Consider the following 241-nt stretch of genomic DNA (forward strand, 5'->3'; position numbering starts at 1 on the left):
TCCCCCTCTTTGGTCTTGCGACGTTATGCGGTATTAGCCACCGTTTCCAGTGGTTATCCCCCTCTATCGGGCAGATCCCCAGACATTACTCACCCGTCCGCCACTCGTCACCCAAGGAGCAAGCTCCTCTGTGCTACCGTCCGACTTGCATGTGTTAGGCCTGCCGCCAGCGTTCAATCTGAGCCATGATCAAACTCTTCAATTTAAGTTTGATTTGCTTAAACAAGTTAAGCGGTGCTCA

General features: G+C 51.9%; 1 rRNA gene. It reads right to left on the reverse strand.

The window, feature by feature from the left end:
• Positions 1-205 (reverse strand): 16S ribosomal RNA (locus tag HZZ01_RS21230); the annotation flags it as partial.
• Positions 206-241 lie beyond the last annotated feature (36 nt).

The sequence above is a fragment of the Pantoea sp. WMus005 genome, from assembly GCF_013415305.1.
GTDB lineage: Bacteria > Pseudomonadota > Gammaproteobacteria > Enterobacterales > Enterobacteriaceae > Pantoea > Pantoea rara.